General features: G+C 72.6%; 8 protein-coding genes. 2 read left to right on the forward strand and 6 right to left on the reverse strand.

The features are described 5' to 3' along the window. Nucleotides 1-87 precede the first annotated feature (87 nt). The 3 genes from ACIRG6_RS08790 to ACIRG6_RS08800 form a co-directional block, all read right to left on the reverse strand. Complete coding sequence (locus ACIRG6_RS08790) at nucleotides 88-453, reverse strand: transglycosylase family protein (protein WP_364679329.1); 366 nt, start codon at nucleotides 451-453, stop codon at nucleotides 88-90. A 330-nt stretch (nucleotides 454-783) separates the two neighbouring features. Continuing rightward, nucleotides 784-1,320, reverse strand: a complete 537-nt coding sequence (locus ACIRG6_RS08795; protein WP_318217032.1) for a cysteine hydrolase family protein — start codon at nucleotides 1,318-1,320, stop codon at nucleotides 784-786. A 74-nt stretch (nucleotides 1,321-1,394) separates the two neighbouring features. Next, nucleotides 1,395-2,237, reverse strand: coding sequence for a restriction endonuclease (locus ACIRG6_RS08800; RefSeq protein WP_403321685.1), 843 nt, complete (start codon nucleotides 2,235-2,237; stop codon nucleotides 1,395-1,397). Between the two features lie 163 nt (nucleotides 2,238-2,400). On the opposite strand from ACIRG6_RS08800, the gene ACIRG6_RS08805 reads away from it, so the two are divergent. Together ACIRG6_RS08805 and ACIRG6_RS08810 are read left to right on the forward strand one after the other, a co-directional pair. Further along, nucleotides 2,401-3,477 (forward strand): right-handed parallel beta-helix repeat-containing protein, encoded by a 1,077-nt coding sequence (locus ACIRG6_RS08805; RefSeq protein ID WP_403321687.1) that lies wholly within the window; start codon nucleotides 2,401-2,403, stop codon nucleotides 3,475-3,477. Between the two features lie 49 nt (nucleotides 3,478-3,526). Continuing rightward, a complete protein-coding gene (locus ACIRG6_RS08810; protein WP_318217035.1) occupies nucleotides 3,527-4,558 on the forward strand; it encodes a methyltransferase in 1,032 nt (343 codons plus the stop codon). A 246-nt stretch (nucleotides 4,559-4,804) separates the two neighbouring features. Here the strand turns inward: ACIRG6_RS08810 and ACIRG6_RS08815 are convergent, their stop codons facing one another. The 3 genes from ACIRG6_RS08815 to ACIRG6_RS08825 form a co-directional block, all read right to left on the reverse strand. Further along, nucleotides 4,805-5,962, reverse strand: a complete 1,158-nt coding sequence (locus ACIRG6_RS08815) for a SchA/CurD-like domain-containing protein (RefSeq protein ID WP_318217036.1) — start codon at nucleotides 5,960-5,962, stop codon at nucleotides 4,805-4,807. A 147-nt stretch (nucleotides 5,963-6,109) separates the two neighbouring features. After that, nucleotides 6,110-6,829, reverse strand: a complete 720-nt coding sequence (locus tag ACIRG6_RS08820; RefSeq protein WP_364679337.1) for a class F sortase — start codon at nucleotides 6,827-6,829, stop codon at nucleotides 6,110-6,112. Between the two features lie 106 nt (nucleotides 6,830-6,935). Then, a partial coding sequence (locus ACIRG6_RS08825) for a hypothetical protein (RefSeq protein WP_403321690.1) occupies nucleotides 6,936-7,418 on the reverse strand: 483 nt, incomplete at its 5' end.

A 7,418-nucleotide genomic window follows, 5' to 3' on the forward strand; every position in this document is an offset into this window, starting at 1 on the left:
CCGGGACCGGACGGGTCTCATGACCAGTCTGCCCCGGACCGCGCACAGGAGGCATCGGCGCCGTCCGCTCGTCGGCGCCGGGCGGGGTCAGGCGCAGGTCCAGGCCGACATCCCCTGCATGCGGGCCAGGCGCTCGGCCACCTTGATCTGTTCCTTGCGGGTGGCCAGGTCCGCGCGCGGGGCGTACTTGAGGCCGCCGGCCGCCTTCCAGCTCGACTGCCGGAACTGCAGGCCGCCGTAGTGGCCGTTTCCTGTGTTCGCCTTCCAGTTTCCGCTGGACTCGCACTCGGCGATGGCGTCCCAGTCCGTCGCGCGGAGCACCGAGGGCGAGGCGGCCGCCTGGGTGGCCGTCCCCAGTGCGGAGGCGGCGACGAGGGCGACCAGGACGGACGGGATGCCGCGGCCGTGCGATCCGGCGCGTGCGCTCGTATGAGCATGTCGTCTACAGATCATACAAAGACTGTTACACCACGTGACGGCGGGCCGCCGCACCCATCGCGTCCGCATTGCGCCGGACGGAGCACGCGGACGCCCCCGACGGGGTCGGCCGGGTGAGAACAACAAGCCAGGAGCGCCGCAGTGTTGTAGCCGCCACCCCCGCCACCACGACGGCCGTCACCGCGCGCGGGACCGGCGCCGTGCATCGGCGCGGGCCCCGTCGGCAGGGGACAGCACATGCGGTCACGGACCCGGGGCGACGACACCCTCACGGTCGCGCGGCGCCCGAGCCTGGCGCACCAGCTGCACCACGTCGCCGACCGGATGTGACCCGGGGCGGTTTCCTCACGCCCACAGCTCGTCGCTGTCGCACACCCGGGCACCCATGTTGCGCTGCATCATCCGCAGTGCGGCGTCCGCGAGGTCGGCGTGGATGTGCGCGACCGCGTCCCGGGGCACGACGACGTCGAGGTGGCGGATGTGCGCGTCGAGTGCCGAGTAGAGCACGCACTGTTCGGTCACCTGTCCGCACAGCACGAGCCGGTCGATGCCCTGCTCGTGGAGCAGATACGTCAGCGGGGTCTCGAAGAAGATCGAGTGGCGGGCCTTGACCACGAAGAGCGAGGACTCGTCGGGGCGCAGCGGCTCCACGAGCCGGGCGTGGGGCCCGGACAGGGCCTTGTCGAGGATCTCCCCGTGGTGCGAGCGCCACTCGCCGAAGTTGTCGTTGACGTAGATCACGGGTACGTCACTGTGCCGCGCCCGGCGCAGGAGGCCGGTCACTACCGGCACCACGGGTTCCACGGACGGGATCAGCTGATCGGCGTCCTTGTGGTCGTAGGTGTTGATCATGTCGATGACGATCAGTGCGGTCTTGCCCATGCCGTCCAGGTTGCCACCGGAGAGCGGGGTAACGGTTCCGCCGGGCCGACGGCGCGGCGGGAGGCCCTGGGACATCACCAGGACGCCCGGTCCGGCAGGTCCCTCTCCTGCTCCGCACAGGGTTCCGCGGCCCACGGCTCGGGCCCCACGCCCTCGCTCCACGCACGCAGCCGATGCTGGTCGACGCAGACTATTCCGCACTGCTCGGCGTAGTCGACGGCGGGCGCGGTGAAGTCGCTGCTGGTGACGAGGATCGCCACGTCGGCCTCGTGGACGGTGAAGCAGGTGCCGCCGAAGCGCTGCAGTTCCTCGGAGCCGACCTTGTTGTCCTCGCAGTAGCGCTTGCACTGGATGACGAGGCGCCGGCCGTCGGGGGCCACCGCCAGCACGTCGGCGCCGAGGTCTCCGGCCCCGCCCACGACCTCGACCTCGGCGCATCCGTCCCGTATGCAGAGGTCGGCTATCGCCCGCTCGAACTCGTCGGGACTCAGGGCGGCGTGGTCGGGAACCTCCACCGCGGGGACCTCGACCGCTGGGACGTCGGCTGCGGGGACCGCCACCGTGGGGAGTTCGGCGCCGGGCCCCGTCACCGGGACCGGTCCGGCGGGGCGCTCCGCGTCCAGCGCGTCGAGCGCCGTCGCCGTGGCCTGTTCCAGGGCGTGCGTGGTGCGGCGGGCCAGCCTCGCGGTGGAGAAGCCGGACCGTCCGCGCCGGCCGACGAGGAGGGCCACGGCCATGCCGAGCAACAGGAGCACGGCCCATGCGGGACGGCGCTCGGCGACGTCGAACGCCATGCGCACCACCAGGCCGACGAGACCGAGGCCCAGGGCGGCGAGTCCGAAGAACATGGCGGTCGCGCGCAGGTCGAAGCGGCGTCCGACGGGCAGGGGGCGTGTCCGTTGCTCGGGCGAGGTCACGGGTGGGTCCTCCTCGGGGAGCCGATGTGAAGATCACCTCTGCGTCTGCCCTCGGGCGGCGTGGCCAGTCGCGGCGAACGCCCCGTGTGTGCGGGTCACATGACACGCCGTCGGATGGCTCATCGTCCACCGGCCGGAACCCCTCGGGCATAACGTGCGGAATATGAAGAAATGCCATGTCGTGTACCTGGTGTGCACCGCTGCGATGGTCGGAACGGGTCTTGGGGCGGCCCCGGCGGACGCCTTCCCCGACATCCCCCACATCCCGGCGGTCCACGTGGTCCACCCCGGAGAATCGATCCAGAAGGCCGTGGACGCCGCCGAAGCGGGCGACACCGTCCTCGTCAGCTTCGGCACGTACCGCGAGAGCGTCACTGTCAGCACCCCCGGTCTCACCCTGCGCGGCATGGGCCGGTACACGGTCATCGAGCCGAGCGCGAAGAAGGCCACCGGCACCTGCGCCGAGAACGGCAACGGCATCTGCGTGGTCGGGACGAAGGACAAGAAGGTCGAGGACGTCACCGTCGCCTCCCTGAAGGTGACCGGGTTCGCCCGCGCGGGCGTGTTCTCGATGGCCACCGACGGCCTGACCGTGCGCAACGTGACGGCCGACAAGAACGACGTCTGGGGCATCGCCCAGGAGCGCTCGGTCCGCGGCGTCTTCCGGGACAACACCGCCCGGGACAACGGCGACGCGGGCATCTTCCTCGCCAACACGATCACGGCCGAGCAGGGCGCCGAGGACACCCTCGGCACGGTCGTCGAGGACAACCGGCTCGAGGGCAACCGGATCGGCGTCACCGTGCGGCGGCTGCGCAGTCTCGCCGTCGCGGACAACTACATCACCGGCAACTGCGCGGGCGTCTTCGTCGTCGGCGACGAGAACCGCCCCAAGGCCGGCGACCTCGTGGTGAGCGGCAACCACGTCGTCCGCAACAACAAGTCCTGTCCGAAGACCGAGCGGCTGCCCGCCCTGCAGGGCTCCGGCATCGTCCTGACCGGCACCGAGAAGGTCCGGGTCACGGCCAACACGGTGGAGGGCCACTCCGGCACCTCTCCGCTGTCGGGCGGCATCGTCCTGTTCAAGAGCCTCGTCGGCGTCACCGGTGAGAAGAACGACGTCAGCCGCAACACCCTGCGCGACAACTCGCCGGCCGACCTCGTCAGCACCGAGACCGGCAGGAGCAACACCTTCAGCGCCAACTCGTGCCGGGCCTCCAAGCCCGCGGGACTGTGCTGACCGCCCGGCCCCAGCCACCCGTGGACCGAAGAAGGAAGGAAAGCGGCACATGACGACCGTACAGACCGCCCCTCCCCCACCGATGCGGCTGAGGGAGCTCGTGTTCGGGGCGGCATGCGCCGCCGCCCTGCGCGCCGCCGCACGGCTCGGCGTCGCCGACGCCCTCGGCGAGACCCCCATGACCGTGGAGGACCTCGCGGCCGCAGTGAAGACCGAGCCGAAGCCGCTGCGCCGGCTGCTGCGCGCCCTGACGTGCTACGGCGTCTTCGCCGAGCGCAAGGACGGGACGTTCGCCCACACCGACATGTCCCTGCTGCTGCGCGAGGACGACCCGCACAGCCTGCGCTACATCACCCTGTGGTGCACCGAGCCGTGGACCTGGGACGCGTGGCCCCGGCTGGACGAGGCCGTGCGGACCGGCCGGAACGTCGTCGAGGACCTGTACGGCAAGGAGTTCTTCACCTACCTCAACGAGGACGCCCCCGAGTCGGCCGAGGTCTTCAACCGCGCCATGACGACGTCCAGCCGGCAGTCCGCCGAGGACGTCGCGGCCCTCCTCGACCTGTCGGGAAGCAGGTCGGTCGCGGACATCGGCGGCGGGCAGGGGCACGTGGTGGCGAGTCTGCTGGAGAAGTACCCGTCGATGCAGGGCGTCCTGCTCGATCTGCCGCGCGTCGTCGAGAACGCCGACCCGCGGCTGCGCGAGGGCGGTGCGCTCGCGGACCGCGTGCGCATCGTGCCGGGCGACTGCCGCGAGGCCATTCCCGTCCAGGTCGATGTGTACATCATCAAGAACATCCTGGAGTGGGACGACGACAGCACCGCCCGCGCCCTGCGCAACGTCATGGAGGCGGGCGGCCCCGGGGCGCGGGTCGTGGTCATCGAGAACCTCGTCGACGACACGCCCTCGATGCGCTTCAGCACGGCCATGGACCTGCTGCTGCTCCTCAACGTCGGCGGTGCCAAGCACACCACCGACAGCATGGTCGGCCGGCTGACCGGCGCGGGCCTCGTCATCGACGACATCCGCCCGGTCAACCCCTATCTGCACGCGTTCGACTGCACCGTGCCCCCCAGGTAGACCGACGCGTCCAGCACAACGGCCGGGGGGGGGGGGGGGGGGGGGGGGGGGGGGGGGGGGGGGGGGGGGGGCGGGGCGCGGGGGGGGGGCGGCGGGGGGGGGGGCGCGGGCGCGGGGGGGGGGGCGGGCGCGACCCCGCCCCCCCCCCCCCCCCCCCCCCCCCCCCCCCCCCCCCCCCCCCCCCCCCCCCCCCGCCCGGCCCCCCCCCCCCCCCCCCCCCCCGGCCGTTTCCGTGCCCGGCGCCGCTCAGACGCCGGGTGAGCGGCGGTCGGTGACGGGGTCCATACGGGCGCCCCGGAGGGCTCGGGCGAGGTCGTCGCCGCCTTCCCACGCGGCGTCCGCACCGGCCGAATCGTCCAGGAGCGTCGTGAGCTCCGCCGCCTGCCCGGCGTCGGGCAGGCCGAGGGCGACCGCCGGGTCGCAGGCGTCGAGACCGCCGCGCAGGTCGATCAGCCGGACCACCACGTCGTCGCGCTGGAAGATGGTGCTGCACAGGACCGGGCTGCGCGGATCGTCCGCCGCCGCCTCGTCCCGCTGGGCCAGCAGCCGGGCCAGCCGCATGCCGCACCCCGGGCGGGCCGGGTACGACAACGCGTGCCGTTCCGCCTCCGGTGCCTCCTGCCCCGCCGTCACGTGGTGGACGGCCGGCAACGCGGCCCGGGTGTAGAAGACCCGGGCCGACTCGGGGTCGCTCAGATCCCGGTCCTGCTCCAGGTACGGGTTGATGGCCTCCTCGACGGCCCGCACCTCCGGCTGCTGGGCCACGTGCCGCAGCGCCGCGAGCAGGTCGCCCCGCACCTCGATGGCCCGCACCACGCGGTTGCCGTGCATGAACAGCGAGGTGCGCAGCAGCCGGGTGTTGGCGTCGACCTGCGGCTCGGGGGCGGCGTAGTCGGCGAGGAGTTTCGCGACGGCCTCCTCGCTGCCCGGCTCGACCGTGAAGGTGAGCGCGTGGCGGATCACGCCGTCGCCCACCCGGGGCGACGTCTGGAGGCTGCCCTTGCCGGCCTCGGCGCCCTCGGCGGGACCGCCGGTCTCGCGGACGACGTGGAAGCGGAGCGACCTGGTGTCCCGGACGCAGCTGTGCAGCGGCTTCACCATCCGCACGTGCTCCTCGCTGCTCACCCAGTCGAGGAAGGGCGGCGCGCTCTCCCACTCGCTGGTGATGAGCCACTGGGACGGGTTCTCGATGGACTGGCACAGCTGTTCGCTGACGTGTCCGGGTACGGACTCGACGTGGCTGCGCAGCTGCTCGTACGTCTCGAGGAACTGCTGCTGGGCTCCGTCGTTGACGTCCACCAGCAGGACGACACGGAGCCTGGAGCCGTCGAACACGGACTGGGAGACACGGTGCGACACCTGTCGCGTCAGCGGTTCTGAAGCAGGGGTGGACATGGTGGTCATCCTGCGCACATCTCCTTCGCGGGGGCGGTACTGAACGTCGGCCGCGGTGATGCGACGCCAGCGTGTCTCGATCCTGTGCCCGCCCCCGGCACCGCGCGACTCGTATGAACTACGCGGGTGACCGGGGCGGACGGGGCCGGGACGGGCTCAGGTCAGGTGCGCGAAGACCACCAGGTTGTCCGTGTAGTCCTTGACGTTGCGGTCGTAGTCACCCGCGCAGGTGATGAGCCGTACCTCCGGCCGGTCCGCGTCGCCGTACACGCGGCTGCTGGGGAATTCGTTTTTGTCGTAGGTCTCCAGGCCGTCGACGACGAAGGACGCCACGCGTCCGTCGGCCCGTTCGACGTGGAAGACGTCTCCCTCCGCCAGTTGGTCGAGGCGGGCGAAGACGGCGGCGGACGTCTTGGTGTCGACGTGGCCGGCGATGATCGAGGTGCCGGTCTCGCCGGGGGAGACTCCCTTGGCGTACCAGCCGACGAGATTCGTGTCGTCCGCGGGAGGGGGCTGGAGCTGCCTGTTCTCACCGATGGCGAGATCGGTGAAGGGGGCGTCGACGGCGATCTTCGGAATCAGCAGGCGCACGGGTCTCGACCGGGGCAGATCCGTCGCCCGGTCCGCGGTGGTCGGGTCGGGGGTGGGCGCGTCGACGCCGGCCGGATCCTCGGCGGCCGAGCCGGCGACCGGCGGGGCCGACGCCCCGGCCCCCGGGGTGAGCGGCGGACGGGAGGAGTCGGCCGACGTGTCGTGGCCGCCGAGCAGGTTGATCGCCAGGAGCAGGAGGGCGACGGCGCACAGCAGCGTCCAGCCTCCGCGGGAGCCGGAGGGGGCCGGCGCGTCACCGGCGGGTGAAGAGGGGGGTACTGCCATCGGGAAACACCTCACTAGGCACGGCGGCGGGGCGGGGACGGGCGGCGAGCCGGGCCGCCACGCGGTGCGCGGGTGGCGGCCCGACTGCTATCGCGCCCGGCATGGCTCAGGCCGCTGCGTGAGCCGACTTCCTGCGACGCACGGCGTACAGGCCGGCGGCCGCGACGCCCAGGACGGCCAGGCCGCCCGCGGTCGCGCCCGGCTGGGCCAGCCCGCCGCCGCCGGTGTGCATCCCGCCGCGGGGCTTGTCCTGCTCGCCCCCGCCCCAGGACTTCTCACCGCCGCCGCCCCAGGACTTCTCACCGCCGTCGTCGCCGGACTTCTCACCGCCGTCGCCGCCGGAACCACCCCAGTCACCCTCGTTCACCGCGGACAGCGCACCGCCACCGGTGTGCACACCGCCACGGGGCTTGTCCCGCTCGTCCCCACCCCGGGACTTCTCACCGCCGCCGCCCCAGGACTTCTCACCGCCGTCGTCGCCGGAACCACCCCGGGACTTCTCACCGCCGTCGCCGCCGGAACCACCCCAGTCACCCTCGTTCACCGCGGACAGCGCACCGCCACCGGTGTGCACACCGCCACGGGGCTT

Source organism: Streptomyces flaveolus, from assembly GCF_044765825.1.
GTDB classification, from domain to species: Bacteria; Actinomycetota; Actinomycetes; order Streptomycetales; family Streptomycetaceae; genus Streptomyces; species Streptomyces flaveolus.